A 26,193-nucleotide genomic window follows, 5' to 3' on the forward strand; every position below is an offset into this window, starting at 1 on the left:
TTTCAGGGTGCGGCATAACACCGCATTTTTACCGATTTCGAAATTAACTGTTGCGCAGAAACTTATAGTCAATAAAACTTTACGTATCTACAATCGCCCCCAATTCACGCCCCCCCTCATTTGCGGGACGGTGTAAATCGAGGTTATTGAGCGTCTTTTCGCTCTAGTAGACGCGGTTCGAATGGCCTCCTGAGTCACGTTCTGAATGTCTGCGCCAAGGGATAGGGTCCGCATAAGCGGGCGCCACCATTCGAATAAGAAACCGAAGCTCAACCCGGATTTGTTGTGAGGCCCACATGCTTCTTGACAGGCCCCTTTTCAATCCAAGCATTTGCCAGCACCTGGCAGGGTGAAGTGTTGGCGGTCGAAACCCAACTGCGATGCGAAAGCTGCTTTTAGAGGTCGTGAGATGAGTAAAAAAAGGTACCCCAGGTTTTTTGGCTTCTTGGCCCTTTTCAGCATGCTCCTGCTCAGCGGGTGCGATTACACCCTGCTGGATCCCAAAGGGCATGTCGGCGTTCAAGAGCGTGACCTGATCATCACTGCTACCTTGCTGATGCTTCTGGTAGTGGTGCCGGTCATTTTCATGACCATCATCTTCGCCTGGAAGTATCGCGCTACCAACAAGAGCGCGACGTACACGCCTGACTGGGCGCATTCGACCCGGATTGAACTGGTGGTTTGGCTGGTTCCATTGGCCATCATCATTGTGCTCGGCTATGTGACCTACAAGTCCACCCACGCGCTGGACCCATACCGCCCGCTCGAGTCGGACGTCAAGCCGCTGACCATTGAAGTGGTCGCACTGGACTGGAAGTGGTTGTTCATCTATCCGGAACAGGGCATCGCCACCGTCAACAAGATCGTGTTCCCGGCCAACACGCCGATCAATTTCCGTATCACGTCCGATTCGGTCATGAACTCGTTCTTCATCCCTGCACTGGGCGGCCAGATCTACGCAATGGCCGGCATGCAGACCAAGCTGCACCTGATCGCCAATGAAAACGGCGAGTTCGATGGTATCTCCGCCAACTACAGCGGCGCAGGTTTCACCGGCATGAAGTTCAAGGCGACTGCTACCTCACAGGCTGATTTCGACACCTGGGTTGCCGACGTCAAGAATTCACCTAAAACACTGGCAACGGCCGAATACGCCGCGCTGGCCAAGCCCAGCGAACGTAACCCCGTTGAACTCTACTCCTCGGTCACTCCGAACCTGTTCCAGATCATCATCGACAAGTATGAAGGTATGAAGCCGGGCAAGATTGTCCATGAGAAGAAAGAAGTAGCAGGTACGGAAGGGATGGACATGGGTAAGCAGTCAGCTGCGCAGGCAGAGGAGTAAACAATGTTTGGTAAATTAAGTCTGGACGCGATTCCGTTCCACGAGCCGATAGTCATGATCACGGTCGCCATGATCGCGATCGGTGGTGTGGCGCTGGTGGGCCTGATCACGTACTTCAAGAAGTGGACTTACCTCTACACCGAGTGGCTGACGTCCGTCGACCACAAGAAAATCGGTGTCATGTACATCATCATCGCTATGGTCATGCTGCTTCGTGGCTTTGCCGATGCCGTGCTGATGCGCTCGCAGTTGGCCATGGCCACCGAAGGCTCGCCCGGCTATTTGCCGCCTGAGCACTATGACCAGATCTTCACCGCTCACGGTGTGATCATGATCATCTTCATGGCGATGCCGTTCTTCACCGGCCTGATGAACATCGTCGTGCCTCTGCAGATTGGCGCTCGCGACGTTGCCTTCCCGTTCCTGAACTCCTTGAGCCTGTATCTGCTGATTTCCGGCGTGATTCTGGTCAACGTGTCCCTGGGCGTCGGCGAGTTCGCACGTACCGGTTGGGTTGCCTATCCGCCGCTGTCGGAACTGGGCTATAGCCCGGGCGTGGGTGTGGACTACTACATCTGGGCACTGCAGCTGTCAGGACTGGGGACAACGTTAACCGGGGTGAACTTCCTGGTCACCGTTCTGAAGATGCGTACCCCTGGCATGAAACTGATGGACATGCCGATCTTCACCTGGACTTGCACCTGGGCCAACGTCCTGATCGTGGCTTCGTTCCCGATCCTGACCGGCACCCTGGCGTTCCTGACCCTCGACCGTTACCTGGACTTCCACATCTTCACGAACGAGTTGGGTGGTAACCCGATGATGTACGTGAACCTGTTCTGGGCATGGGGTCACCCTGAGGTTTACATCCTGATTCTGCCGGCGTTCGGGGTCTTCTCCGAAGTCATCTCGACGTTCACCGGCAAGCGCCTGTTCGGCCACCACTCGATGATCTACGCCTCCGGTGCGATCTCGATCCTGGGCTTCATGGTCTGGCTGCACCACTTTTTCACCATGGGTTCGGGTGCAAGTGTCAACGCCTTCTTCGGTCTGGCGACGATGCTGATCTCCATCCCGACGGGTGTGAAGCTATTCAACTGGCTGTTTACGATTTACCAGGGCCGTCTGCGCTTCACCGCGCCTGTCATGTGGACCCTGGGCTTCATGGTGACCTTCTCCATCGGTGGTATGACCGGCGTACTGCTGGCTATCCCGGGTGCCGACTTCGTTCTGCACAACAGCCTGTTCGTGATCGCGCACTTCCATAACGTGATCATCGGTGGTGCTGTGTTCGGTTACATCGCCGGCTTCGCGTTCTGGTTCCCTAAAGCGTTCGGTTTCACGCTGAACGAGAAGTGGGGCAAGGCAGCGTTCTGGTTCTGGATCTCGGGTTTCTACGTCGCCTTCATGCCGCTGTACGCATTGGGCTTCATGGGCATGACCCGTCGTCTGAACACCACTGACAACCCGGACTGGACGCCGTACCTGCACGTCGCGTTCGTTGGTGCGTTGCTGATCGCTATCGGTATCGCCTGTCAGTTGATCCAGATCTTCGTGAGTATCCGTGACCGCGAGCAGAACCGCGACCTGACCGGTGACCCATGGAATGGCCACACTCTGGAATGGTCCACCTCGTCGCCACCGCCTTTCTACAACTTTGCAGAAATGCCGAAAGCCAACGAGATCGACCCGTTCTATGCCGCCAAGCGTGATGGCGAGGCGTACAAGGTTCCGGCCAAGTACTCCGACATCCACATGCCGAACAACACGGCGACGGGCATGGTGATGGGCCTCCTGCTGACCGTCTTCGGTTTCGCGATGATCTGGCACATCTTCTGGCTGGCTGCCGTCAGCTTGATCGGTACCATCGTGTACTTCGTGATTCACGCTGCACGTGACGATCAGGGCTACATGGTTCCTGCATCCGAAGTGGCACGCATCGAAGGCGAGCAACACGCGATCCTGGCTCAGGTTCGCAATGGCCAGACAAACTCTCCTGTCAACAAGCTGGAGCAGGCATAAACAATGTCGAACTTAGTATTTGATGGTGCGAAGGGTCACGACCACGGTCATGACCACGAGCACGACCATGGTCACCATGACGCCGGCGAGATGAAGATCTACGGTTTCTGGATCTACCTGATGACCGACTGCATTCTGTTTGCGTCGATCTTCGCCATTTACGCGGTACTGGTTAACAACGTAGCGGGTGGTCCTGCGGGCCACGACATCTTCGAACTGCCATACGTGCTTGGCGAAACCGCCTGCCTGTTGCTCAGCTCGATCACCTACGGCTTCGCCATGCTGGCGATGCACAAGGGCAACAAGTCGGGCGTTCTGGGCTGGTTGTTCGTGACCTTCCTGTTCGGCCTGGGCTTCATCGGCATGGAGATCAACGAGTTCCACCTGCTGATCTCCGAAGGCTACGGTCCTAACCGCAGCGGTTTCCTGTCGGCGTTCTTCACGCTGGTCGGCACCCACGGTCTGCACGTGACCAGCGGTCTGATCTGGATGGCGATCATGATGTATCAGGTCTCCAAGCACGGCCTGACAGGGACCAACCAGACTCGCCTGAGCATGCTCAGCCTGTTCTGGCACTTCCTGGACGTTGTCTGGATCTGCGTGTTCACCGTTGTCTATCTGATGGGGACCATTTAAATGGCGAATTCACATCACTCCCATGACGCTGCCAGCCACGAACCTGCGAGCCACGGCAGCTTCAAGTCGTACATGGTCGGTTTCGTACTGTCGATCATCCTGACCGCGATTCCTTTCGGTCTGGTGATGTTCCCGACGATCTCGAAAGTGGCCACGCTGTGGGTCGTTCTGATCTTCGCAGTGGTGCAGGTTATCGTTCACCTGGTGTACTTCCTGCACCTTGACCGCTCGGCAGCGCAGCGCAACAACGTGATCGCGTTTGCTTTCGCTGGCCTTGTGATCGTGCTGCTGGTGGGCTTGAGCACCTGGATCATGTTCAGCATCCACACCGCCATGATGGCGAAGTGAGGAAAACCTGATGTCACTGAAGCACTTTATCCAAATCACCAAACCGGGGATCATTTTCGGTAACGTGCTTTCGGTGGCAGGTGGCTTTTTTCTGGCTTCCAAGGGACACGTCGACATCGGCTTGTTCCTGGCAGCGGTGATAGGGACTTCACTGGTGGTGGCTTCTGGCTGCGTGTTCAACAACTGCATCGATCGCGATATCGATGTGAAGATGGAGCGCACCAAGAATCGGGTGCTGGTGCAAGGGTTGGTGTCAGTGAAACTGGCACTGATTTACGCCACTGTGCTGGGCGTCGTCGGCGTCGGCCTGCTTTACACCAAGGCCAATGCACTGGCGGCGCTGTTTGCCGTGATCGGCTTCGTGATCTACGTCGGCTTCTACAGCCTGTACCTAAAGCGCAGGTCGGTTCATGGCACGTTGGTGGGCAGCCTGTCGGGCGCGATGCCTCCCGTGATTGGTTACGTCGCGGTCAGCAACACCTTCGACCTCGCGGCGTTGACCTTGCTGGTGATGTTCAGCCTGTGGCAGATGCCTCACTCGTATGCCATCGCGATTTTCCGCTTCAATGACTATCGGGCTGCCTCGATTCCGGTCCTGCCGGTCAAGCGTGGTATCCGGGTCGCCAAGCGGCACATCCTGATCTACATCCTGGCTTTCCTGCTGGCGACCTTGATGCTGACCTTCGGCGGCTACGCCGGGCTCAATTATCTGGCCGTTGCAGCGGCGATGGGCATGTACTGGTTGTACATGGCCTGGACCGGCTACAAAGCCAAAGACGACACCGTTTGGGCACGCAAGCTGTTCGTGTTCTCCATCTTCACGATCACTGCCTTGAGCGTGGCCATGTCGCTGGATTTTCAGGTAACTAAGGAACTGTTGGTGACATACGCAGCGCCTTAGTCGCTTGAATGAAACGCAAAAAAACCCGGTTGCTCGCGAGAGAAACCGGGTTTTTTTTCGAGCTGGAGAAAGTCTTCGTATTAGATAGCCGGACCTTTTGAAGAAGTCTCCTCAGCGTCTTTCGAAGGCCCAAGCACGATGGCCAGATGACGCAAGTCTTCGATCTCCACGCTGACGCTCTTCCCGGAAGGGCTGGCGACCAGTTTGCCCAAGGCAAAGACCGTGAAGAATCGCACCTCGTCAGCGTGACTCAGCAGCTCACTGAGATAGCGGCTGGAGCGGTAGGCCTGCATCTGCGAGGGTGACACGTACAAAGTCACCAGCTTGCCTTGCAGGCGATCGAAGAACTTGAACTTGAAGCCTGTCCCGTAGCGCTCGACGAGGCCGCCACCGTACAGCACACGACGCTCGTCATTGAGCTGCGCGAACTTGATGTGGCGGAAATAAGCGCGCAACGACACCTCGCCCTGACCCGGAATGCGCAGGGTGAGCAGCGCGAGTTCTTCCTTGGTCAACGAGGCCTGGGCCTGACGAAAGCTGTCGACCAGACGCTCCAGGTTGCTCGTGCGGTTTTGCTTGTCCTGTCTGGCCTTCATCGTCTCAGAAGGGGGCGCGACGTCTTCGGTCTTTTCAGGCGCTGCGTCGTCAGGCTTGCGTTTGGGTGGCCCGGATTTAACGCGGTCGTTTATCGTCGGCTCAAAGACGTCGATGTAATCATCGAGTTTGCGCTTGACCTTGCGCAGCTCGCTTTCTGCCTCGCTTTCGGCTTCCTGTCCAACCGCCGTTTCGACCGCTTCATCCACCCATTCGCAATCGGCGTGATGTTCGTAGTTCGGGTTGGCCCGGTAGTGCGCGGCGACGAAGGTCGGATGCTCCTGGGGCTTCACGTCATAGCGAACCCCGGTGATTTTCACACCCAGGGCGCGGCACGGCTCGGACGAGCACAGAAAGTTGAAACGCGCCCGAGGGAGCTCTTGCGAAAAGTACTCCCGTCGAGCGGCCACGATGGAAAGCTCTTGCTGCAGCTCGACGCAGAACGCGCGAGTGATGGTTCTGTTGGTTTTCATGGATACGGCGGGGTCCTGTGCCGAAGTCTTGCGGGCATGCTGCTCACGGTCACTCTGCAGGCATCGCCAGCCATTCGCCGACTACCTTCTTGTACACGCCGGTGGCCTTTGTGAGGTGCAGCCATTGATCAACATAGGCCTTCCAGGCCACGTCATCCCGCGGCAGCAGATAGGCCTTTTCGCCGTACTGCATGTAATTCGACGGATTGACCGTACACAGGCCAGGCATGCGTTTCTGTTGGTATAAAGCTTCGGACGCGTCGGTGATCATCACGTCGGCTTGCTTGTCGAGCAGCTGCTGGAAAATGGTTTTGTTGTCGTGGAAGGCCAGGCTGGCGTTGGGCAAGTAGGCATGGGCAAAGGCTTCGTTGGTGCCGCCCTGAGGTTCGATCAAGCGAACGCCGGGCTGATTGATCTGCTCGAGGGTCTGGTACTTCGACTCGTCTTCGCAGCGCACCAGCGGGACCTTGCCGTCGATGTCCAACGTGCTGCTGAACGCCGCCTTCTTCTGCCGCTCAAGGGTGACCGAGATGCCGCCGACGGCGATGTCGCATTTGCCGGCCGTGAAATCGGTCATCAGGGTTTTCCAGGTGGTCGGGACCCACTCGATCTTCACGCCCAGGCTCTGCGACAGAGACTGGGCCAGCTCGATATCGATGCCTTCGTACTGGCCGTCGGGCCTGAGAAACGTGTAGGGCTTGTAATCGCCGGTGGTGCAAACGGCCAGTTGGCCCTTCTGCATGACGGTGTCCAGGTGCGACGGCGTCTCAGCGGCCTGAGCCTGAACGATGCTGACCATGCTCAACAGCAAACCGGCGGTGATGCGTGTGTTCATCGAGTCGATCCCTCTGCGTCAAATGCCTGTCTGCCGTTATAGAGGCGGTCGCCGCAGATGGGAAGCGTTATCCCGCAGAGGAGGGCGGGACGTCTTTCGCTCGCTTGGCCGCTTGGCGGGCAGGGCGGGATTTCGCCCGACGGTGCCGATACAACGCGACGGCCGCGCCCAACACGACCACGCCCAGGAAGATCGGCATTTTATAAGGTTTCAGGTTGCCGAGCATGTTCTCCAGGAAACCGCCCGCCCAATAGCCGGCCGCGAGAAAGAGGCTTGCCCAGACAGCGGCGCCAAGCAAGTTGATGATCGCGAAACGGATGGGCGACAAGCGACTCGCGCCAATGACCAGAGGTCCGATCAAGCGCATGCCGTAGAGAAAACGCACCGAGAAAATGGACGCCGTGGGGTAGCGCTTGATCAGGTCGGACACGCGATCGATGGTCGCTTGCTGGCGGTGCAGACGAGGCAGCAGGCGTGGCCCGAAGTAGCGCCCGGTCCAGAACAGAATCTGATCGCCGAGCATCCCGCCCAACGTGGCGTAGATAAGCACTTGCTGCCATTGCAGTACGTGCTGGTGCGACGCCAGCCCACCGAGGATCAGGATGGTTTCCCCTTCCAGCAGGCAGCCGATGAATACGGCCCAGTACCCGTAGTTTGCAAGCAGATAGTTGAAGTCGATGTGTTCGAACATGGAAGGCCGGTGGTTTTAGGTGAATGGCTGACCGCTGGAGCATCCAGCAGTGTGCGCGCCTCTGGGGCATCGCACGGCGTTCGACCGAAGCCGGTCGTCATCGGTTCGGTCGCTGTAAGTCGAATCCTCCGTCGCCGCGCCGTCAGGGGAAGGTCTGCGGGTCTCCCAGACACTGGATCAGATGATCGTAGACAAGTCGTACCCTACTCGGCACCGGTCCTGATTGCGTTCGGTACACGGAAAGGTCCATGGGCGGCGGCGCGGCATTCGGCAGCACCTCGATCACACGCCCGTCGCGCAGGTGCGCCTCGGCCAGGTAATGGGGCATCTGCGCAAACGTGACGCCCGCCAGCACAAATTCCAGCTCAGTCTCCGGGTCATCACAACTGAAGGCGGGGAGGGCGGCAAATAGCTCTGGCCTTCCGACAGAAACCACGGCCAGGGTCGTCCGTTGTTGCGATCGATCAGCGTGGACAGGGGCAACTCTTTAAGCTCGTCGAGCGAGGCCGGCATGCCAACTGCCGCTATCAATGCCGGCGAGGCGACGATCTTCAACGGCACATGCGCGACTGGCCGGGCGATGTAGCGCCTGTCCCGAACCGTGCCGATACGAATGCCGATATCGATCCTCGACCCGACAGCATCGGTGAGCTGGTCATCCAGGCTCAATTCGATACGCAGGCCGGGATGTTGCTGCATCAGAGGCTGAAGGAAACCGGCCAGATACGGCGAAGCCACCGCGCGGCATCTGGCGAAGCTGGGCGCCAGGGTCGTCCTCGGCGCACGCCGACAAGATCGACATCAACATCAAAGGCGTCCTCTACGGCATCGCCGCCGCACTGCCGAAGTTCGAAGCCCAGGGCTCCGGCCACTTCATCAACATCTCATCGGTGGCTGGCATCAAAGTCTTCAGCCCGGGCGGCTCCGTCTACAGCGGCACCAAATACGCCGTTCGCGCGATCTCCGACGGCCTGCGCCACGAAGTCGGCGGCAAGATCCGCACCACCACCATTGAACCCGGAGCGGTGGATTCCGAGTTGAAACTGGGCAGCGGCCATCAGCCGAGCGCGGATGTGGTCAAAGAGTTCTACAAACAAGCGATCCCGGCAGAGTCCGTCGCCCGCGCGATTGCCTACGCGATCGAACAGCCAAGTGATGTGGATATTAACGAGATTGTGCTGCGGCCGACTTCGCAGGACTTTTGATGGGGGCGGGTATCGCGGCGTGACCCCCGGCGCATTCCCGGCTAAAGCCAGTCCGACTGAGTGCACGCATAGTAGGACCGGCTTTAGCCGGGAAGGGGCCATTGTGAACGCCCTCAATTCTGCGGCGCGCCACCCGACGCGTTCCCGGCTAAAGCCAGTCCCTTTAAAGTGCACGCATTGTCTCAGTGGGACCGGCTTCAGCCGGGAAGGGTCGGTTTGAGCTCCATCAGATTTACAGCAAACGCATACCGCTTTCTGCGACGCCCGTGATGAGTCAAAGGCAGGGCCATTGGCCCGCGACTCGCGGCATCCACCAAATCCCGCCCACAAAAAAACCGGCTCAAATCTGGCCGGTTTTTTTGTGCTTCAAGTCACGTAACCACTTGAAGGTGCTGCTGTTTGGTGCCCCGAGGGGGCGACGGCAAGCTTCTGGTCGCGCAGCTCAGGCGCCACCTTATTTGGGCTGATCGTATAGAGCCAAGCGGGGAGCTTGCGAAGAGGTAGGCAAGTCATCGCCCTGGGTTTGCCATCTTCAGCTACCGTCACCATCTCGGTGACAGTTGAAGCGAAGCGCTTAGTGATTTTTCTGTGCTGCACCGGCCACGCCAGTCCCAGGTTTTCGACAACGGAGCGCATCGCCACAAAAGGCTCATTGTCTTTACCCACCAGCACAATGGTCTCGTCGCGAAACGACACTGGCATCAACCGCGCATTCATTCTGCGTTACCTGCCAAAAAATTGTTCAGAAGACGGCAGATCATATCCTTTGTTTCCCCATCCTCTCCAATTGTGGTGTTAGCCACCACGGTTGTCTCAAGTTGTCCATTCACGGTCGATCGGCCGGGGCCTGATTCTCCTGGGCAGGACATCATTGAAACCGTGACCACCTCGCACCGACACAATGCATTGTTTGCGGCCCAATAAGGGGCACGCCGAGCCTGCAGGAAAGGCTGCGCCTGGCGCGCGCCGTCGTCCCCCCGCCACGCCTGCGGGCTAAATTGGTCGTTTTTTCTGCACACCTGCAAGAGGCTCTCTAAAGCCCCCGCCGGGCGCCTCCTGTACGACAGAGGTGTCGCAAAACCCTGCAAATCCCTGCGCCGGGCCCTGGTTTTAAAAGCGCTCACAGTGCGTTGTACGCGGTCTATTTTTCGGGTCACCCACGGGAAACAAGTAATTTAGGTATGAGGCGGTCGGAGATCGGCTGTAGCCCACACGCGATGCGGGCTTGGGTACTTACTAAGCACTAGCTTTTTTGAGTAAGAGGGAGAGTAATATTTTCGTAAGTTACTGATTTGTAGAGATATTTATCTCTGAGTTTCTGACTCTGCAAAAAAGTAAGTTCATTACCACATCTGACTATAAAACTTACCCCATCAAATGCGCTGTAGCCCTTAATTTGTAAGGGCTGGACGGGATCAGAACGAAAACTTACCTAAAATACTGGTTTCCCATGGGTCAGCATGAAAACAGAATTGGTATGGGTGGGGGCGGGTGGCAGTGTTTGGCCTCGCAACCGCGCGCTTACACGCGAACTGTCACCGACATCGCTTGGGCTAACACTGACACGCCTGAATTCCTTGAAAAGGCTGGGGCGGGTGAAGGGAATCGAACCCTCGTATCAGCATTGGAATCTGGAGTGAGCAGCACCTGGGCCCGATGCTGACCACGGATACCACCGCTTACGCTACTTGGTAGTTTTGCGTTTTCTCGCAAGTTTAAGCTTTTGCTCCAGCTCCTTAATTTGTTCCTCATCCAACTCGCCAGAGTCTTCGTCCTCTTCCGCATCATCTTTGAAATACTGAGCGGTTCCTGATTGTCGGTCTTCGTGGATGGGGGCGGCCAAAAGTTTTGGCTCAGGGCGCATCAGTGCGCGTGGCGACAATGAAGGTTCCAACTCCATCTCGGGACTCACGGCTCCCACCTCCAGCAGCTTTGTTGCACCATTTATCGTCTGACGTTTCAGCAGTTCAGCTTGTTCAGGGCTAAGGGCCCCATTTTCTTTGAGCTGGTGAATTTGCGCGATGATTGGAAGCGATTCTGCGATGTTCTGCATGCACATAGAGACGTGAACATTGCGATGAAAAACTCGGCGATCCCAGATTGCGATCAGTGTTTCCTTGAAAATTGCCATGACCTTGGCAAGGCCAAGGAAGTCGAACGACTTATCACTTCCAGAATCGATTGCCACTACCGAGAGATCGGTATGGCTCTCGCCTTCTATGGTGGCGATGGCTTGATAAATTTCGGAGACACCCTGAAGCGCAAGGATGAGCCTGTCGGGAGTAGATCGTTGTCCGTGGTCTTCGACAAGTATGATACTCAAAGTATCAAAGCCTTGCTCCATAAGCTCTTTACTTTCAGCGGCTGTTTGATCTACGTAATCACGCTCAAGCATGTGTGCAAGCAACGGCAAAAATTCCGTCGTGAAGCGCATGCTTCGAAGAACGCTCATTGCTGACGACGCTTCTTTCTGAGAAAGGCTTTGCCACCATTCTGGGTTCAGAAGGTCAGTCAGCCCCATGATGTCGAGGATCTGCTTTTCAGCTGAGGAGTAGTGCTGAGCGCGGAGGGAGTAATCAAGGAATGTACGAAAATTGAACGCGTTGGCCGAGGGGGTTTCCTTGCGAATACTCTCTAGGAACTTGCTGAACATAGACGAGAGTTCCGTCTGTTGTAGATCAGTTACCACAGTTTCCACGGCCTTCAGAAATGCTTGACGTCTCATTTATCGCTCCATTTGCGGCTTTTTTCGTGGCTGCATCAGTCCTGAACGCAAGAGTGACCTGAGTTCGAGGTCTGCTCTCAGCGTCCAACCAACATCCTTTAACTGTGGGTCGTTACGCCACTTTTACGCCAAGCAAAAAAAAAGGCCTTGAAAATCAAGGCCTTTCTTCATTGTGTTGGTGCCCCGAGGGAGAATCGAACTCCCACTTCTTTCGAAAACGGATTTTGAATCCGCCGCGTCTACCAATTCCGCCATCAGGGCTCAATGGCGGCGAAGTATAGAGACGAGCCTACCGTTGGTCAATCATGTTTCATGGTCAATTTTCACTTATTCCGCTAAACTTCCCGGCCCTGCTAGACGAACCCCATCATGCGTGTCGCTGACTTTACCTTCGAGCTCCCGGATTCATTGATCGCTCGCCATCCTTTGGCGGAGCGACGCAGCAGCCGTTTGCTGACCCTCGACGGGCCAAGCGGCGCGCTGGCACACCGCAAATTCACTGATTTGCTGGAGCATTTGCGCCCTGGCGATCTGATGGTCTTTAACAATACCCGGGTGATTCCGGCGCGGCTGTTCGGGCAAAAAGCCTCGGGCGGCAAGCTGGAAATCCTCGTTGAGCGCGTTCTCGATCAGCACCGTGTGCTGGCCCATGTGCGCTCCAGCAAGTCGCCCAAGCCGGGTTCGACGATTCTCATTGATGGCGGTGGCGAGGCCGAAATGGTCGCGCGCCACGATGCGTTGTTCGAACTGCGTTTTGCCGAGCCGGTGCTGCCGCTGCTCGAGCGCGTTGGGCACATGCCTTTGCCTCCTTATATAGACCGTCCGGACGACGATGCTGACCGCGAGCGATATCAGACCGTGTACGCCCAGCGCGCCGGTGCGGTAGCGGCGCCGACGGCAGGTCTGCATTTCGATCAGACCATGATGGCCGCGATTGCCGAAAAGGGCGTCGAGACCGCATTCGTGACGCTGCACGTCGGTGCCGGTACGTTCCAGCCGGTGCGCGTTGAGCGCATTGAAGATCACCACATGCACAATGAGTGGCTTGAAGTCACTCAGGAAGTGGTCGACGCCGTGACCGCCTGCCGCGCACGCGGTGGTCGGGTGATCGCCGTCGGCACGACCAGCGTGCGTTCGCTGGAAAGTGCCGCACGCGATGGCGTGCTCAAGCCCTTCAGCGGTGACACCGACATCTTTATCTACCCGGGTCGACCTTTCCACGTGGTCGACGCGCTGGTCACCAACTTTCATTTGCCGGAATCGACGCTGTTGATGCTGGTCTCGGCATTCGCCGGTTACCCCGAAACCATGGCGGCCTACGCGGCTGCGGTGGAGCACGGTTACCGCTTCTTCAGTTACGGGGATGCCATGTTCATCACCCGCAATCCCGCGCCGACCGCTCCCGGGGAATACACCCCGACGGAATCGGCCCCAGAGGATCAAGCATGAGTCGCACCTGTCGTATGTCTTTCGAGCTGCTGGCCACCGATGGCAAAGCGCGTCGTGGTCGTCTGACCTTTCCTCGTGGCGTTGTCGAAACGCCTGCGTTCATGCCGGTCGGCACCTACGGCACGGTCAAGGGCATGCTGCCTCGGGACATCGAGGCCACCGGCGCTCAGATGATCCTCGGCAACACCTTCCACCTGTGGCTGCGGCCGGGCACTGAAGTCATCAAGGGTCACGGCGACCTTCACGATTTCATGCAGTGGAAAGGCCCGATTCTGACCGACTCCGGCGGTTTCCAGGTGTTCAGCCTGGGCGCGATGCGCAAGATCAAGGAGGAGGGCGTGACCTTCGCCTCTCCGGTTGACGGCGCAAAAGTGTTCATGGGGCCTGAAGAGTCGATGCAGGTTCAGCGCGACCTCGGCTCCGACGTCGTGATGATCTTTGACGAATGCACGCCGTATCCTGCGGACGAAGAGGTTGCGCGCACCTCCATGGAGTTGTCGCTGCGCTGGGCCAAGCGCTCCAAGATCGCCCACGGCGAAAACACGGCGGCGCTGTTCGGCATCGTTCAGGGCGGCATGCACGAGAACCTGCGCATGCGCTCCCTCGAAGGCCTGAACGAGCTGGACTTTGACGGCTTGGCGATTGGCGGCCTGTCGGTCGGCGAGCCCAAGGACGAGATGATCAAGGTCCTGGACTACCTGCCGGGCCGCATGCCAGCTGACAAACCTCGTTACCTTATGGGTGTAGGCAAGCCCGAGGACCTGGTTGAAGGTGTGCGCCGCGGCGTCGACATGTTCGACTGCGTGATGCCTACACGCAATGCGCGCAACGGTCATCTGTTCATCGACACCGGTGTTCTGAAAATCCGTAATGCGTTCCATCGTTACGATGAGTCGCCGCTGGATCCGACCTGCGATTGCTACACCTGCAAAAACTTCTCCCGCGCTTATCTGCATCACCTGGACAAGTGCGGCGAAATGCTGGGAAGCATGCTCAATACGATCCACAATTTGCGCCATTACCAGCTGCTTATGGCTGGTTTGCGCGAGGCTATTCAACAAGGTACATTGGCCGCCTTTGTCGACACGTTCTATGCCAAACGCGGGCTTGCGACGCCGTTATTGGCCTGAGCGACATCCGGTCTTTCGCTTCCTATTATTAAAATATGCAACTGGAGTGTTAAATGAGCTTTTTCATCTCTTCCGCTTTCGCGGATGCGGCTGCCCCTGCCGCTGCAGGCCCTATGGGCGGTGGCTTCGAGTGGATTTTTCTGGTCGGCTTTCTGGTCATCTTCTACCTGATGATCTGGCGTCCACAGGCCAAGCGCGCCAAAGAGCAAAAGAACTTGCTGGGCAACTTGCAGAAGGGTGATGAAGTCGTCACTACCGGCGGTATCGCGGGCAAGATCAACAAAGTGACTGATGACTTCGTTGTTATTGAAGTGTCCGACACCGTAGAGCTGAAGATCCAGAAGGGCGCAATCGCTGCCACCCTGCCCAAGGGCACTCTGAAAGCCATCTGATTCCAGTCTTTTACCAATCGACGGGGCGCGCAAGGCGCCCCGCGTTATAAGCAGGCGGCGTGATGTTGAACAAATACCCTCTGTGGAAATACATCCTGATCCTGGCAGTGCTGGTGATCGGTTTTATTTATTCCGCACCCAATCTCTACCCTGATGACCCGGCGATTCAAGTCACTGGCGCAAGCACTGCGCTGCAGGTCAATCAGGCTGATCTGGATCGCGTAAGCAAGGCGCTTACCGATGCTGGCATCGCGGTCAAGGGCGCGTCTCTGGCCGAGAATGGCAAGGGCGGTTTGTTGCGTCTGACCAAACAGGAAGACCAGCTGCCAGCCAAAGATGTCGCACGCAAGGCGCTGGGCGACGATTACGTTGTCGCGCTCAACCTGGCTCAGACCACGCCGAAATGGCTGCGCAGCATTGGCGCTACGCCGATGAAGCTGGGTCTTGACCTGTCCGGCGGCGTGCACTTCCTGCTTGAAGTCGACATGGACAAAGCGCTCAGTGCGCGTCTGAATGTCTACGAAGGCGAAGTGAAGAGCCTGCTGCGCAAGGAAAAAGTCCGTTATCGCAGCCTGCCTCAAGACAACGGTGCTATCCAGCTGGGCTTCAGCGATGCTGATACCCGCGAACAGGCCCGTGCCCTGATCCGCAAGGACTACACCGATTTCGATATCACCACGAGTGATCGCGGCGAAATGCCGATCCTGCGTCTGGCCATGACGCCAGCCAAGATCGCTGAAATCCGCGAATACTCGATCAAGCAAAACCTGACCACCGTGCGTAACCGGGTCAACGAGCTGGGCGTCGCCGAGCCGCTGGTTCAGCGTCAAGGCGCCAACCGCATCGTGGTCGAACTGCCGGGTGTTCAGGACACCGCTGAAGCCAAGCGTATTCTCGGCAAGACGGCCAACCTTGAGTTCCGTCTGGGCGCAGGTCCCGATGACAGCAAAGCCACCACCGAGATGTTCGAATTCCGCGAGGGCGGTCGTCCTGCGGCGCCGGTCGAGCGTGGTCTGATCATCACCGGTGACCAGGTGACTGATGCCAAGGCCGGCTTTGACGAGCACGGCCGTCCTCAGGTGAACATCAAGCTGGACGGCCATGGTGGTGATCTGATGAGCCGCGCAACCCGCGCGAACGTCGGTCGCAGCATGGCGGTGATCTTCATCGAGCAGAAGCCAACCACCACCTACACCAAGCAGATGGTCAACGGCGTCGAAAAAGACGTGCCGGTTCAGACGTTCAAGGAAGAGAAGAAGATCATCAGCCTGGCGACCATCCAGTCGCCGCTCGGTGCTCAATTCCGCATCACCGGCCTGAACGGCGCGGGTGAGTCTTCCGAGCTGGCGCTGCTGCTGCGTGCCGGTGGTCTGGCTGCACCGATGTACTTCGCTGAAGAGCGCACCATTGGTCCAAGCCTGGGTGCCGACAACATCACCAAGGGTATTGATGCGTCCCTGTGGGGCATGCTGTTCGTTTCGCTGTTCATCCTCGCTATCTACCGTTTCTTCGGTTTGATCGCGACGGTGGCACTGGCCTTCAACATGGTCATGCTGTTGGCGCTGATGTCACTGCTGGGTGCAACGCTGACCTTGCCAGGCATCGCCGGTATCGTTTTGACGATGGGTATGGCGGTCGATGCCAACGTGCTGATCTTCTCGCGGATTCGTGAAGAGATCGCCAACGGAATGACGGTCCAGCGTGCAATCAATGAAGGTTTCGACCGCGCGTACACCGCGATTCTCGACGCCAACCTGACGACGCTGCTGGTTGGCGGCATTCTCTTCGCGATGGGCACAGGCCCGGTGAAGGGTTTTGCGGTCACCATGTCCCTCGGGATCTTTACCTCGATGTTCACAGCCATCATGGTGACCCGCGCAATGGTCAACCTGATCTTTGGCGGTCGTGACTTCAAGAAGTTGTGGATTTAAGGGGCTGCCATGAAACGTACGATCAACTTCATGGGCGTTCGCAACATTGCGTTCGCCATTACCATGCTCCTCACCGCTCTGGCGCTGTTCAGCTGGTTCTCTAAAGGACTGAACTTCGGTCTGGATTTCACCGGCGGTACGCTGATCGAGCTGACCTACGAGCGTCCTGCCGATCTGCACAAAGTGCGCGAAGAGCTGGTTGCGTCGGGTTATACCGAAGCGGTCGTGCAAAGCTTCGGTGCGACTACCGATCTGCTTGTTCGTATGCCGGGTGAAGATCCGCAGCTGGGCACTCAAGTCGCTGAAGCGCTGCGCAAGACCGGCGCCGATAACCCGGTGACCGTCAAGCGCGTCGAGTTCGTCGGTCCGCAAGTGGGTGAAGAACTGCGTGACCAGGGCGGCCTCGGCATGCTGCTGGCGCTGGGCGGCGTCCTCGTCTACCTGGCGTTCCGCTTCCAGTGGAAATTCGCGGTGGGGGCCATCGTCTCGCTGATCCACGACGTGGTGGTGACGATGGGCATCCTGTCGTTCTTCCAGGTGACCTTCGACCTGACTGTACTGGCTGCGGTGCTGGCGATCATTGGTTACTCGCTCAACGACACCATTGTGGTATTTGACCGGGTTCGCGAGAACTTCCGTCTGCTGCGCAAGGCTTCGTTGATCGAGAACATCAACATCTCCACCACGCAGACGTTGCTGCGGACCATGGCTACCTCTATCTCCACATTGTTGGCCATTGTCGCGCTGTGGATCTTTGGCGGCGACAGCCTGCACGGTTTCTCGGTGGCGCTGTTCATTGGTGTTCTGGCAGGTACCTACTCCTCGATCTACATCGCCAACGTGGTGCTGATCTGGCTGAACCTGCGCAGCGAAGACCTGCTGCCACCGGTTACCGTCGACAAAGTGGATGACCGTCCGTAACCGATACTGGTAACCGGCCATCACCTAAAAAGGCGCGAGTATGAACTCGCGCCTTTTTTTGTGCTCCAAGGCTGGGAGTAGCGCGAGCAATCGCGCTGAATATCGTCAGGAGGTTCACGTGAACAAGTCGTTGCTTATCGGTGCAGTATTGGGTGCTGTCGGTGTAACCGCCGGCGGTGCTTTGGCCACCTATAGCCTCGTAAAACAAAGCGGCCCAGAGTACGCAGACGTACTTGCCGTCGAGCCTGTTAAAGAACAAATCAAAACCCCGCGACAAGTCTGCAAAGACGTTGCCGTCACTCACCGAGCGCCGGTGAAGGACGAGCACCAGATCGTGGGGAGTGTCATCGGTGCCGTAGCGGGTGGCCTGCTCGGTAACCAGGTGGGTGGCGGTAATGGCAAGAAGATCGCCACGGTCGCCGGTGCGGTGGGTGGCGGTTATGCCGGTAACAAGGTTCAGGAAGGCATGCAGAACCGCGACACCTACACAACCACGGAGTCGCGCTGCAACACTGTCAACGACATCAGCGACAAAGTCGTCGGCTACAACGTGAAGTACAAGCTGAACGACAAGGTCGGGCAGGTACGTATGGATCGTGATCCGGGCAGCCAGATCCCTGTCAACAAGGAAGGTCAGCTGGAGTTGAGCCAGGCGGGTCAGTGATAGGCGGATCCACTCATAAAAAAAGCACCCTCGGGTGCTTTTTTATCGCCCGAATGATAAGAAGTCGGGCACAAAAAAAACCGGCACATGGCCGGTTTTTTGTACGGCGCGCTGGGCTTAACGCTTCAGCGAAGCTGGCACGAAGGGAGCGATCGAGGTCAGCACTGCTTTGAAGCATTTAGTGTTGCCGGCGACGATGTGGCCCTTTTCAAGGAAGTCGTGACCGCCGTTGAAATCGCTCACCAGACCGCCTGCTTCCTGAATGAGCAGGGCGCCTGCGGCCATGTCCCACTCCGACAGGCCCGACTCCCAGAACGCATCGAACCGGCCCGCAGCCACGTAAGCCAGGTCCAGGCTTGCAGCGCCGGCGCGACGGATGCCGGCAGTCTGGCCAACCAGCGAACGGAACATGTTCATATAGTTGTCGAGGTTATCGAGCTGGTTTTCGCGGAACGGGAAACCTGTGCCGAGCAGGGCGCCTTCAAGGCTCTTGCGCGGGCTGACGCGCAGACGACGGCCGTTCAGGGCAGCGCCACGACCGCGGCTGGCGGTGAATTCTTCCTGGCGGACCGGATCCAGAACAACGGCGTGTTCCAGGCGGCCGCGGTATTTGCACGCGATGCTGACGGCGAAGTGAGGAACGCCACGCACGAAGTTGGTGGTGCCGTCGAGCGGATCGATGATCCAGAGGTAGTCGGTGCCTTCGCCGCTGCCTTCGTGCAGGCCGCTTTCTTCGCCAAGGATGCCGTGGGTTGGATACGCCTTGCGCAGTGCAGTGATGATGCTCTGCTCGGCGGCGCGATCGATTTCAGTCACGTAATCTTTCGCGTCTTTTTCGTCGACCTTGATGGTATCCAGGCGCTCGATGGAGCGGAAAATCAATTCGCTGGCGCTGCGGGCGGCGCGCAGCGCGATATTCAGCATGGGCTGCATGGATGGATCACCTAGGTCGTTAAAGAGAGCCGGCCATTCTATTGGTTCTCTTGGATGATTTCCAGCGCGAGTGCAGACTTTGCCGCGCGTCCGGTCGGCTTGGCGTGGGCAAATCGGCGGTGCCCCGTCTCCTTTTAGTGGCGTATCCGGCGCGTCGGGCGCAAGGTTCGTGGCGTTGCAGCAAACGCTTCTGTAACATTCGTCCCCCTTTTCACCTGCTAGCGAGACTTCACCAGTGCTGCAAAATATTCGTGTCGTCCTGGTCGGTACCAGTCATCCCGGAAATATCGGCGGCGCCGCGCGTGCCATGAAAAACATGGGCCTTTCGCGTCTGGTGCTGGTTGATCCCGCCATGTTTCCTCATCACGAAGCCGATGCGCGGGCGTCTGGCGCGGGCGACATTCTGGAAGGCGCGCAGGTCGTGGCGACGCTGGAAGATGCGTTGGCAGGTTGCAACCTGGTGTTGGGCACCAGCGCCCGGGATCGCCGTATTCCCTGGCCGCTGCTCGACCCTCGCGAAGCGGGCGTCAAGACCGTCGAACATGCCGCGCTGGGCGAAGAGATCGCACTGGTGTTCGGCCGTGAGTACGCCGGCCTGACCAATGAAGAGCTACAGCGCTGCCATTACCACGTGCACATCCCTTCGGATCCGGAATTCAGCTCGTTGAATCTGGCTGCCGCCGTGCAGGTACTGAGTTACGAAACCCGCATGGCCTGGCTCGCGGCGGATGGCCAGGCGAGCAAGGTGGAGAAGTTCGAGGTCAATTCGGTGCGCAGTACCGAGCTGGCAACCATGGATGAGATGGAAAAATTCTATGAGCATCTGCAGTCCACCCTGGTCACCATTGGTTTCCTTGATCCCGAGAAGCCGCGTCATCTGATGGCGCGGCTGCGTCGTCTGTACGGGCGCTCAGCGGTGAATCGATCCGAGATGAGCATCTTGCGCGGCATTCTCACCGAGACCCAGAAAGCGGCCAACGGCGAACCCTATAAGCGTAAGGATCAGTGATGTTCGAGCGTTTGCGGGAAGACATTCAAAGCGTGTTCCATCGTGACCCGGCGGCTCGAAATGCGTTTGAAGTGCTGACCTGCTACCCCGGCATGCACGCGATCTGGTTGCATCGATTGTCCGGCTGGTTGTGGCGCAACGAACTCAAATGGCCAGCGCGCATGGTGTCCAACTTCGGTCGCTGGCTTACGGGGATCGAGATCCACCCGGGCGCGAAGGTCGGTCGGCGCTTTTTCATCGATCACGGGATGGGCATCGTCATCGGCGAAACTGCCGAGATAGGCGACGACGTGACTCTTTATCAGGGCGTGACTCTGGGCGGCACCAGTTGGAACAAAGGTAAGCGTCATCCGACCCTGGAGTCCGGCGTGGTTGTCGGAGCGGGTGCAAAGGTGCTCGGCCCGTTCACGGTGGGCGCCGGGGCAAAGGTCGGTTCAAATGCGGTGGTCACCAAGGCTGTGCCGGCGGGTGCAACCGTGGTGGGCATTCCAGGGCGGATCATCGTTAAGTCTGACGACGAGGCCGAAGCCAAGCGAAAAGCGATTGCCGAAAAGCTCGGGTTCGATGCGTATGGCGTCAGCGAGGACATGCCTGATCCCGTGGCGCGCGCGATCGGGCAGTTGCTCGACCATCTGCAAGCGATGGATGTGCGCGTGGAAGACATGGGCAAGGCATTGAAGAGCCTGGGCGGCGAGTATCGCGAGAAAGAGCTGCCGGAGCTGCATCAGGAAGTCTTCGACTGCATGAAGGAGCGTTGCGAGTCTGATGCTCCCCGCCCCTGAAGCAGTGCGCGGCGGCAGACGGCGCACGTGCCAATCCCTGGCGCGCTTTGCTATGATGCTGCCGCTCTTTTGCGGGTAATCCCGACTGTTCCACTAGGTCTTATAGTTGACTTAAATACTCGGGAATAGCATACTCGCCCTCATTCCGAACCTCCGCGGTACACGTCATGCGACTGACTACAAAAGGCCGATACGCTGTCACTGCCATGCTCGACCTGGCATTGCATGCGCAGCATGGGCCAGTGTCTCTGGCCGATATCTCCGAGCGGCAAGGGATTTCCCTTTCCTACCTCGAGCAACTGTTCGCCAAGCTGCGCCGCGGCAATCTGGTTTCCAGTGTGCGTGGACCGGGCGGCGGTTATCAGCTGGCCCGTCACATGCAGGGGATTCAGGTCGCTCAGGTGATTGACGCAGTCAACGAATCGGTTGACGCGACGCGCTGCCAGGGGCTCGGTGATTGCCATGCTGGCGACACCTGTCTGACCCACCACTTGTGGTGTGACCTCAGTCAGCAGATTCACGAATTTCTAAGCGGTATCAGCCTGGCCGACCTCGTCACTCGCCGTGAAGTGCAAGAAGTCGCCCAACGTCAGGATCTGCGCCGATGCGGTAGCAAGACGCAGCCACTGGACAAGATTGAAACATCCGCCGTTGAGTGAACGCAGATGAACGCGCGGCGCGCCTGCCCGATAGGAGATATTCAATGAAATTGCCGATATACCTCGATTACTCCGCGACGACCCCGGTCGACCCGCGTGTTGCGCAGAAAATGAGCGACTGCCTTCTGGTAGATGGCAACTTTGGTAACCCGGCGTCGCGCTCCCACGTTTTCGGCTGGAAGGCTGAAGAAGCGGTAGAGAACGCCCGTCGTCAGGTTGCCGATCTGGTCAACGCCGATCCGCGCGAAATCGTCTGGACTTCCGGTGCTACCGAGTCCAACAACCTCGCGATCAAAGGCGCTGCGCATTTCTATGCCTCCAAAGGCAAGCACCTGATCACCAGCAAGATCGAACACAAAGCCGTTCTCGACACCATGCGTCAGCTTGAGCGTGAAGGCTTTGAAGTCACCTACCTTGAACCGACCGAAGATGGCCTGATCACTCCGGCCATGATCGAATCGGTCATGCGCGACGACACCGTTCTGGTCTCGATCATGCACGTCAACAACGAGATCGGTACGGTCAACGACATCGCTGCCATTGGCGAGATGACCCGTTCCCGCGGTGTGCTCTTCCACGTCGACGCAGCGCAGGCGACGGGCAAGGTTGAAATCGACCTGGCCAACCTCAAAGTTGATCTGATGTCGTTCTCGGCCCACAAGACCTACGGTCCGAAGGGTATTGGCGCGTTGTGGGTCAGCCGCAAGCCACGTGTCCGCATCGAAGCCGAAATGCACGGTGGTGGTCACGAGCGTGGTATGCGCTCCGGTACGCTGGCGACTCACCAGATTGTCGGCATGGGCGAAGCGTTCCGTGTGGCCAAAGAAGACATGGCTGCCGAGAACGTTCGGATTCAAGCCCTGAGCGATCGCTTCTATCAGCAGGTTGCGCATCTGGAAGAGTTGTACGTCAACGGCAGCATGACTGCCCGTGTGCCGCACAACCTCAACCTGAGCTTCAACTATGTAGAAGGCGAGTCGCTGATCATGGCGCTCAAGGACCTGGCGGTTTCGTCCGGCTCCGCGTGCACCTCGGCTTCGCTGGAACCTTCGTACGTACTGCGCGCCCTGGGCCGTAACGACGAGCTTGCACACAGCTCGATCCGTTTCACCTTCGGTCGCTTCACCACGGAAGAAGAGATCGACTACGCCGCGCAGAAAGTCTGCGAGGCAGTTACCAAGCTGCGCGCCTTGTCGCCGCTGTGGGACATGTTCAAAGACGGTGTCGACATCTCCAAAATCGAGTGGGCGGCGCATTAATTCAAAGTCGCCACACCCTGCGGCACTTTGAAAACAGGTTTTCCGAGTGCCGCGAGAGCGACGTGTTGTAACTGATGAGGAATTGCACCATGGCTTACAGCGAAAAGGTCATTGACCACTACGAGAATCCCCGCAACGTCGGCAAGATGAACGCGGAAGATCCTGATGTCGGCACCGGCATGGTCGGCGCGCCGGCATGCGGCGACGTCATGCGTTTGCAGATCAAGGTAAACGAGCAGGGCATCATCGAAGACGCCAAGTTCAAAACCTACGGCTGCGGCTCTGCCATCGCGTCGAGCTCCCTGGCCACCGAGTGGATGAAGGGCAAGACTCTGGATGAAGCAGAGACCATCAAGAACACTCAGCTGGCTGAAGAACTGGCCCTGCCGCCAGTGAAGATCCACTGCTCCGTGCTCGCCGAAGACGCCATCAAGGCGGCCGTTCGCGACTACAAGCAGAAGAAAGGCCTGCTCTAAGCAGGGTCCGTTCCGCTGCGTTAAGTAACTTGCGTGAGGTAAGGAGTTCCGATGGCTATCAGCATGACCGAAGCGGCCGCCAACCATGTACGCCGCTCCCTCGATGGGCGTGGCAAGGGTGACGGCATTCGTCTGGGCGTTCGCACGACCGGTTGTTCCGGCCTTGCCTATGTGCTCGAGTTCGTCGATGAGCCGGAAAGCGAAGACACGGTGTTCGAGTATCACGGCGTCAAGGTGATCATCGACCCCAAGAGCCTGGTTTATCTCGATGGCACCGAGCTCGACTTCGTCAAGGAAGGGTTGAACGAAGGCTTCAAGTTCAACAATCCCAACTCGCGCGGTGAATGTGGCTGCGGCGAAAGCTTCAACGTCTGAGGCTTATCGTGGGTACTCCTTGTCACTTTGCTTTATTCGACCTGCAGCCGGGCTTCAATCTGGATCTCGACCTGCTGGCGACGCGTTACCGTGAGCTTGCCCGGAGCGTGCACCCCGACCGTTTTGCCGACGCCCCCGAGGCCGAGCAACGGGTTGCGCTGGAGCGTTCCGCCAGTCTGAACGACGCCTACCAAACGCTGAAGAACGCGCCGAAACGGGCGCGTTACCTGTTGGCGCTGAAGGGTGAAGTTCCGCTGGAAGTCACTGTGCAGGATCCCGAGTTTCTCATGCAGCAGATGCAATGGCGCGAAGAGCTCGAAGATCTGCAGGACGAAGCGGACCTGGCAGGCGTTGCGGTATTCAAGCGCCGGTTGAAGGTTGCCCAGGAAGAACTGAACGAAAGCTTCGCTGCCTGTTGGGACGATGCTGCACAGCGTGATCAGGCTGAAAGGCTGATGCGCCGCATGCAGTTCCTCGACAAGCTCTCCTACGAAGTGCGCCAGCTCGAAGAGCGCCTCGACGATTAACCCCGCGCCGTCCTTCTGGGGCGGCTCGCCAGTGATATCAGAAAAGCAATGGCTCTACTGCAGATCGCCGAACCCGGCCAAGCTCCAAAACCTCATCAGCGTCGCCTGGCTGTCGGGATTGACCTCGGCACTACCAATTCGCTGGTGGCTGCCCTGCGCAGCGGCATCAGTGAGCCGCTCCCCGACGCCAACGGTCAGGTCATCCTGCCGTCCGCCGTTCGCTATCACGCCGATCGCGTTGAAGTCGGCGAGTCGGCCAAGGGCGCCGCAGCGACTGATCCGCTGAACACCATTATTTCCGTCAAGCGCCTTATGGGGCGCGGGATCTCCGATGTGAAGCATTTGGGTGGGCAGTTGCCTTACCGCTTCACTGGTGGTGAGTCCCACATGCCGTTCATTGAAACCGTGCAGGGCCCGAAGAGTCCGGTCGAAGTGTCAGCCGACATTCTCAAGGTGCTGCGCCAGCGCGCTGAAGAAACCCTGGGTGGCGAGTTGGTCGGCGCGGTCATCACCGTTCCTGCCTATTTCGATGATGCCCAGCGTCAGGCGACCAAAGACGCCGCGAAGCTGGCGGGCCTCACCGTCCTTCGCCTGCTCAACGAGCCCACTGCGGCTGCCGTGGCCTACGGCCTGGACCAGAACGCAGAAGGCGTGGTCGCCATCTATGATTTGGGCGGAGGCACCTTCGACATCTCGATACTGCGCCTGACCGGCGGCGTGTTTGAAGTCATGGCCACCGGCGGCGACAGCGCGCTGGGCGGCGATGATTTCGACCACGCCATCGCGACCTGGATCATTGCTGAAGCCGGCCTGTCTGATGATCTCGATCCGGCTGCCCAGCGCCGCCTGATGCAGACGGCGTGCTCGGCGAAAGAGTCCCTGACTGACGCCGATTCGGTTGAAGTTGTCCATGGCGATTGGCAGGGCGTACTGACCCGCACGGCGTTCGATGCCCTCATCGAGCCAATGATCGCCCGCAGTCTCAAAGCCTGCCGTCGCGCCGTTCGTGATTGCGGCATTGAGCTGGATGAAGTCGAAGCCGTGGTCATGGTGGGCGGTTCCACCCGTGTCCCGCGAGTTCGCGAAGCGGTGGCCGAGCTGTTTGGCCGTCAGCCCTTGACCGAAATCGACCCGGACCAGGTCGTCGCCATCGGCGCTGCGATCCAGGCCGATACGCTGGCAGGCAACAAGCGCGATGGTGGCGAGCTGTTGCTGCTCGACGTGATCCCGTTGTCCCTGGGGCTGGAGACCATGGGCGGCCTGATGGAGAAGGTCATTCCGCGCAACACCACGATCCCCGTGGCTCGTGCCCAGGAATTCACCACTTACAAAGACGGCCAGTCGGCCATGATGATCCACGTGCTGCAAGGCGAGCGTGAGCTGATCAGCGACTGCCGTTCACTGGCGCGCTTCGACTTGCGTGGCATTCCCGCGATGGTCGCCGGCGCCGCTAAAATCCGCGTGACCTTCCAGGTCGACGCCGATGGCCTGCTCAGCGTGTCCGCCCGCGAGCTGGCGTCTGGCGTGGAGTCGAGCATTCAGGTCAAGCCTTCGTATGGCCTGACTGACGGTGAAATCACTCGCATGCTCAAGGATTCATTCCAGTACGCCGGTGATGACATGGTGGCTCGCGCGTTGCGTGAACAGCAGGTCGACGCCCAGCGTCTGCTTGAAGCGGTCGAAGGTGCGTTGCAGGCCGATGGCGAGCGCTTGCTCGATGCCGAAGAGCGCATGGTGATCGACATGCAGATGGAAGAACTTCGTGAATTGATGAAGGGCGATGACGGCCCGGCCATCGAGCTGCAGACCAAGCGTCTGTCGCAGGTGACTGATGCGTTCGCCGCCCGCCGCCTGGACTCGACGGTGAAAGCCGCGCTGTCAGGGCGCAACCTGAATGAGATTGAGGAATAA

The 26,193-nt window shown here is 58.3% G+C and carries 25 protein-coding genes, 1 tRNA gene and 2 pseudogenes; 20 read left to right on the plus strand and 8 right to left on the minus strand.

What is annotated here, in order from left to right; genetic code table 11:
• Positions 1 to 409: 409 nt before the first annotated feature.
• From cyoA to cyoE, 5 genes are read left to right on the plus strand one after another with little or no spacing between them, the layout of a single operon-like run.
• Positions 410 to 1,345 carry a ubiquinol oxidase subunit II gene (cyoA, locus tag ACYAR8_RS20405; protein ID WP_074886395.1) on the plus strand — a complete coding sequence of 312 codons (936 nt, stop codon included), beginning with the start codon at positions 410 to 412 and terminating at the stop codon, positions 1,343 to 1,345.
• A 3-nt stretch (positions 1,346 to 1,348) separates the two neighbouring features.
• Positions 1,349 to 3,367, plus strand: coding sequence for a cytochrome o ubiquinol oxidase subunit I (gene cyoB / locus ACYAR8_RS20410; RefSeq protein ID WP_074886391.1), 2,019 nt, complete (start codon positions 1,349 to 1,351; stop codon positions 3,365 to 3,367).
• A 3-nt stretch (positions 3,368 to 3,370) separates the two neighbouring features.
• Entirely contained in the window at positions 3,371 to 4,003 is a 633-nt protein-coding gene (locus ACYAR8_RS20415) for a cytochrome o ubiquinol oxidase subunit III (RefSeq protein ID WP_074886388.1), read from the plus strand.
• Positions 4,004 to 4,351 carry a cytochrome o ubiquinol oxidase subunit IV gene (gene cyoD, locus ACYAR8_RS20420; RefSeq protein ID WP_108120862.1) on the plus strand — a complete coding sequence of 116 codons (348 nt, stop codon included), beginning with the start codon at positions 4,004 to 4,006 and terminating at the stop codon, positions 4,349 to 4,351.
• A 10-nt stretch (positions 4,352 to 4,361) separates the two neighbouring features.
• Positions 4,362 to 5,252: a heme o synthase gene (cyoE, locus tag ACYAR8_RS20425; protein WP_074886382.1), complete on the plus strand. Its 891-nt coding sequence runs from the start codon at positions 4,362 to 4,364 to the stop codon at positions 5,250 to 5,252.
• A gap of 80 nt (positions 5,253 to 5,332) precedes the next feature.
• On the opposite strand, the gene ACYAR8_RS20430 is transcribed toward cyoE, so the two are convergent.
• The 4 genes and pseudogenes from ACYAR8_RS20430 to ACYAR8_RS20445 all read right to left on the minus strand — a co-directional run bounded on the left by ACYAR8_RS20430 (position 5,333) and on the right by ACYAR8_RS20445 (position 8,544).
• Positions 5,333 to 6,319, minus strand: a complete 987-nt coding sequence (locus ACYAR8_RS20430; RefSeq protein ID WP_463580885.1) for an ATPase — start codon at positions 6,317 to 6,319, stop codon at positions 5,333 to 5,335.
• A gap of 49 nt (positions 6,320 to 6,368) precedes the next feature.
• Positions 6,369 to 7,163, minus strand: coding sequence for a transporter substrate-binding domain-containing protein (locus ACYAR8_RS20435; RefSeq protein ID WP_425438848.1), 795 nt, complete (start codon positions 7,161 to 7,163; stop codon positions 6,369 to 6,371).
• Between the two features lie 58 nt (positions 7,164 to 7,221).
• Positions 7,222 to 7,845 carry a DedA family protein gene (locus ACYAR8_RS20440; protein ID WP_074886373.1) on the minus strand — a complete coding sequence of 208 codons (624 nt, stop codon included), beginning with the start codon at positions 7,843 to 7,845 and terminating at the stop codon, positions 7,222 to 7,224.
• 142 nt (positions 7,846 to 7,987) lie between these two features.
• Positions 7,988 to 8,544: pseudogene (locus ACYAR8_RS20445) on the minus strand (substrate binding domain-containing protein).
• A 95-nt stretch (positions 8,545 to 8,639) separates the two neighbouring features.
• Here ACYAR8_RS20445 and ACYAR8_RS20450 point away from each other — a divergent pair.
• Positions 8,640 to 9,050, plus strand: a pseudogene (locus ACYAR8_RS20450) (SDR family oxidoreductase); the annotation flags it as partial.
• A gap of 366 nt (positions 9,051 to 9,416) precedes the next feature.
• Here the strand turns inward: ACYAR8_RS20450 and ACYAR8_RS20455 are convergent.
• From ACYAR8_RS20455 to ACYAR8_RS20465, 3 genes are all read right to left on the minus strand, one after another.
• Positions 9,417 to 9,767, minus strand: coding sequence for a phage antirepressor N-terminal domain-containing protein (locus ACYAR8_RS20455; RefSeq protein WP_463580886.1), 351 nt, complete (start codon positions 9,765 to 9,767; stop codon positions 9,417 to 9,419).
• A gap of 967 nt (positions 9,768 to 10,734) precedes the next feature.
• Positions 10,735 to 11,775 carry a hypothetical protein gene (locus ACYAR8_RS20460; RefSeq protein ID WP_463580887.1) on the minus strand — a complete coding sequence of 347 codons (1,041 nt, stop codon included), beginning with the start codon at positions 11,773 to 11,775 and terminating at the stop codon, positions 10,735 to 10,737.
• Positions 11,776 to 11,951: 176 nt separating this feature from the next.
• A tRNA-Leu gene (locus ACYAR8_RS20465) sits at positions 11,952 to 12,036 on the minus strand.
• A gap of 108 nt (positions 12,037 to 12,144) precedes the next feature.
• Here ACYAR8_RS20465 and queA point away from each other — a divergent pair.
• From queA to ACYAR8_RS20495, 6 genes are all read left to right on the plus strand, one after another.
• The gene (gene queA / locus ACYAR8_RS20470; protein WP_463580888.1) at positions 12,145 to 13,224 is read left to right on the plus strand and encodes a tRNA preQ1(34) S-adenosylmethionine ribosyltransferase-isomerase QueA; all 1,080 of its coding nucleotides are present in this window, start codon (positions 12,145 to 12,147) and stop codon (positions 13,222 to 13,224) included.
• 14 nt (positions 13,225 to 13,238) lie between these two features.
• Positions 13,239 to 14,354 carry a tRNA guanosine(34) transglycosylase Tgt gene (tgt, locus tag ACYAR8_RS20475; protein ID WP_108120867.1) on the plus strand — a complete coding sequence of 372 codons (1,116 nt, stop codon included), beginning with the start codon at positions 13,239 to 13,241 and terminating at the stop codon, positions 14,352 to 14,354.
• A 53-nt stretch (positions 14,355 to 14,407) separates the two neighbouring features.
• Positions 14,408 to 14,746: a preprotein translocase subunit YajC gene (gene yajC, locus ACYAR8_RS20480; RefSeq protein ID WP_037012510.1), complete on the plus strand. Its 339-nt coding sequence runs from the start codon at positions 14,408 to 14,410 to the stop codon at positions 14,744 to 14,746.
• Positions 14,747 to 14,808: 62 nt separating this feature from the next.
• Positions 14,809 to 16,677: a protein translocase subunit SecD gene (gene secD, locus ACYAR8_RS20485; RefSeq protein ID WP_065990037.1), complete on the plus strand. Its 1,869-nt coding sequence runs from the start codon at positions 14,809 to 14,811 to the stop codon at positions 16,675 to 16,677.
• A gap of 9 nt (positions 16,678 to 16,686) precedes the next feature.
• Positions 16,687 to 17,598, plus strand: a complete 912-nt coding sequence (gene secF, locus ACYAR8_RS20490) for a protein translocase subunit SecF (protein WP_074886360.1) — start codon at positions 16,687 to 16,689, stop codon at positions 17,596 to 17,598.
• 118 nt (positions 17,599 to 17,716) lie between these two features.
• A complete protein-coding gene (locus ACYAR8_RS20495; protein ID WP_065990034.1) occupies positions 17,717 to 18,262 on the plus strand; it encodes a glycine zipper 2TM domain-containing protein in 546 nt (181 codons plus the stop codon).
• Between the two features lie 117 nt (positions 18,263 to 18,379).
• Here ACYAR8_RS20495 and suhB read toward each other — a convergent pair whose 3' ends face one another.
• Positions 18,380 to 19,195, minus strand: coding sequence for a type III secretion system regulator SuhB (gene suhB / locus ACYAR8_RS20500; protein WP_074886357.1), 816 nt, complete (start codon positions 19,193 to 19,195; stop codon positions 18,380 to 18,382).
• 235 nt (positions 19,196 to 19,430) lie between these two features.
• Here suhB and trmJ point away from each other — a divergent pair, with 235 nt between their 5' ends.
• The 8 genes from trmJ (at position 19,431) to hscA (ending at position 26,193) form a co-directional block, all read left to right on the plus strand.
• Entirely contained in the window at positions 19,431 to 20,204 is a 774-nt protein-coding gene (gene trmJ / locus ACYAR8_RS20505) for a tRNA (cytosine(32)/uridine(32)-2'-O)-methyltransferase TrmJ (protein ID WP_074886355.1), read from the plus strand.
• Positions 20,204 to 20,986, plus strand: coding sequence for a serine O-acetyltransferase (gene cysE, locus ACYAR8_RS20510; protein ID WP_463580889.1), 783 nt, complete (start codon positions 20,204 to 20,206; stop codon positions 20,984 to 20,986). The genes trmJ and cysE overlap by 1 nt, the downstream gene beginning before the upstream one ends.
• 167 nt (positions 20,987 to 21,153) lie before the next feature.
• Positions 21,154 to 21,645 (plus strand): Fe-S cluster assembly transcriptional regulator IscR, encoded by a 492-nt coding sequence (gene iscR / locus ACYAR8_RS20515; RefSeq protein WP_074886350.1) that lies wholly within the window; start codon positions 21,154 to 21,156, stop codon positions 21,643 to 21,645.
• 44 nt (positions 21,646 to 21,689) lie between these two features.
• Positions 21,690 to 22,904 (plus strand): IscS subfamily cysteine desulfurase, encoded by a 1,215-nt coding sequence (locus tag ACYAR8_RS20520; RefSeq protein ID WP_463580890.1) that lies wholly within the window; start codon positions 21,690 to 21,692, stop codon positions 22,902 to 22,904.
• An 89-nt stretch (positions 22,905 to 22,993) separates the two neighbouring features.
• On the plus strand, positions 22,994 to 23,380 hold the full coding sequence (gene iscU, locus ACYAR8_RS20525) for a Fe-S cluster assembly scaffold IscU (protein ID WP_062383507.1): 387 nt from the start codon (positions 22,994 to 22,996) through the stop codon (positions 23,378 to 23,380).
• Between the two features lie 51 nt (positions 23,381 to 23,431).
• Positions 23,432 to 23,755: an iron-sulfur cluster assembly protein IscA gene (gene iscA, locus ACYAR8_RS20530; RefSeq protein ID WP_065990022.1), complete on the plus strand. Its 324-nt coding sequence runs from the start codon at positions 23,432 to 23,434 to the stop codon at positions 23,753 to 23,755.
• Positions 23,756 to 23,763: 8 nt separating this feature from the next.
• Complete coding sequence (gene hscB / locus ACYAR8_RS20535; protein ID WP_074886345.1) at positions 23,764 to 24,282, plus strand: co-chaperone HscB; 519 nt, start codon at positions 23,764 to 23,766, stop codon at positions 24,280 to 24,282.
• Between the two features lie 48 nt (positions 24,283 to 24,330).
• Entirely contained in the window at positions 24,331 to 26,193 is a 1,863-nt protein-coding gene (gene hscA, locus ACYAR8_RS20540) for a Fe-S protein assembly chaperone HscA (RefSeq protein WP_074886342.1), read from the plus strand.

Source organism: Pseudomonas sp. HP_01, from assembly GCF_055284355.1.